Raw genomic sequence first — 2,292 nt, 5'->3', positions numbered from 1 at the left:
CAAGAAAAACTTAACAATAGACCTCGGAAAATAATAGGTTATAAAACTCCTCAAGAAATTATGGATTTTGAACTAAAAAATGTAGCTTAGTATAAACTAAAAAAAAAGCAACGTTTGTTGCGTTAGAACCTTGAATGCAGCCACGACGAAACAAGAACAAGTAGAGATTAAAATGAACAAACAGACCAAGCTAATAATTCTTTTTTTCTGTATTATTAAATTGACACTTCACTTAATTGCAGATAGTCATTCGGGGTTTCAAGGAGATGAATTATTACATATTGAAACTGGCAAACATTTGGCTTTCGGATATATGGAATTTCCGCCATTGATTGGGCTTTTTGCATTTATCCAAAACCTTTTTGGTAGTAATTCGGTTTATGTTCATCATCTTTTTGCACATATTGCAAGTTTATTAATTGTAATCTATGTAGCAAAAACAATAATTGAATTAGGCGGAAAAAATAAAGCAATATTTTTAGCTCTTTTTTGCATCATCACCGCACCAAGTTTTGGTCGTTCTCAACAACTTTTTCAACCCGTAGTTTTCAGTCAATTATTTTGGTTATTGAGCTTTTATCAACTAACAAAGTTTGTAAAATATCTTGACAGTAGAAGTTTATGGTATTTAACCACATTTGTTATTTTAGGCTGTACAACAAAATATGATGCTTTATTTTTCATATTCGGTTTAGTTGCATTATTATTCTATAAACGAACACGCCAAGCTCTATTTCAACTACATTTTTGGAAAAATATCGTTGTTGTTGTTCTGTTATTACTTCCAAATTTAATTTGGCAGTACACAAATAACTTTCCTGTTTTGCAAATGTTTAATCGCTTATATGAAACACAATTAGACAATATTTCCCAAATTCAAAATACAGCTAACTTATTGATGGGTATTAATCCTATAGTATCATTACTCATTATTGTACCAGCATTTATTTATCTGTTTAAAAACAATAAATCAATAAATCACCCATTAGCAATTTCTATAATTTTGTCAATCCTTTTTCTTTCATTTAAAAACGGAAAATCGTATTATTTTTACCCAATTGTTTTAACAATTATACCTTTTGGAGCTATATTTTGGGAACAAATTGTATTAAACAAAAGAAAGTGGGTAATTTATCCGATTACCATTTCACTACTTTTAAGTTCAGTTTTCATCCCATTTGGAATGCCTGTTTATTCTTTCAATCGCTATATAACAAAAATTTATCCATTTGAAAAGAAAGAAATTGAAGGTGGGAAATATGCCATAAAGTATGATGAATATTATACTAATCAGAAATGGGAAATAACGATGCAGGACTTGAAATCTGTTTACGACAGTTTGCCATTAGCGGAAAGAAAAAATTGTGTGATTTGGGGTAAACATTACGGACAAGCCGGTGCAATAAATTTATTAGGCAGTAAATATAATTTACCAAAAGCATTTTCTTATCACGGCAGTTACTATAGTTGGACACCAAAAGGAGAAATGCCGAATACTATTATGACTTTGAGTTATCGTGTTGGCGATTTTTTTAGTGATTATTTTGACGAAGTGAAATTAGTAAGAACAATTTACAATCCATATGCAGACAATGAAGAAGAACTTTATCAAAGAATTTACATTTGTAAAAAACCAAAACAGAATTTTGAAAAAATGAAAGAAATATTTAAAACAAGAATATTTGAATAAATAAAGGCACTACCGCTAACACCGTATATAAGCTATGGCTTGGTCTGTGCCCATTTGGAAAATCTTTGGATTTCCCAAAGTTAGTTTATATTTGGAGAAGTTCGTGCCAAAACACGCCACAGCTCATATACATAAACGTAAGCAATTTGAGAAAAAAACGATGAACATTAAGAAATACATACGAACTGAATCAAAAAGTTGGCTGATTGCTCTCTTATTTTTCTTCGTAATGTTGTTTTTTGGAAAAGCGCTGGAATATATAAAATCTATATCCGAGTTGAATCCAATATTCTTAATTGGACAAATTTTGCTGATTATAATTTTTGGGTTTTCATTTCTCTTCTACTCTATTTACGCAGACGGATTAGAGTACAATGAAAAACTTGAATTTAGAGAGTATGAAACTGAAGATGCTGAAAGGTTAAAACGGAATTTAAAAAAGATGTTGGGAATTTTTTCTGTGAGCTCAATTTTATGGATAATTGGAAACGTTATAATCGGAATTGAATATGGAAATTCTGAAAACCTAAAATATCTGATTGGAATTATAGTAATTCCATTAATTATAAACGGAATAATGATTTATATTTATAACGGATTAA

The 2,292-nt window shown here is 29.7% G+C and carries 2 protein-coding genes; both read left to right on the top strand.

Annotated features, from left to right (window positions below):
* Positions 1-130 precede the first annotated feature (130 nt).
* Positions 131-1,690, top strand: coding sequence for an ArnT family glycosyltransferase (locus ACVCZW_RS13325; protein WP_452232651.1), 1,560 nt, complete (start codon positions 131-133; stop codon positions 1,688-1,690).
* A gap of 160 nt (positions 1,691-1,850) precedes the next feature.
* Positions 1,851-2,292 (top strand): hypothetical protein (locus ACVCZW_RS13320; protein WP_452232650.1); only part of this gene is annotated, 442 nt, incomplete at its 3' end.

The organism is Lacinutrix sp. MEBiC02595, assembly GCF_053601555.1.
Note: the sequence above shows the minus strand (reverse complement) of the source record. Positions and strands in the feature narration are given on the sequence as shown.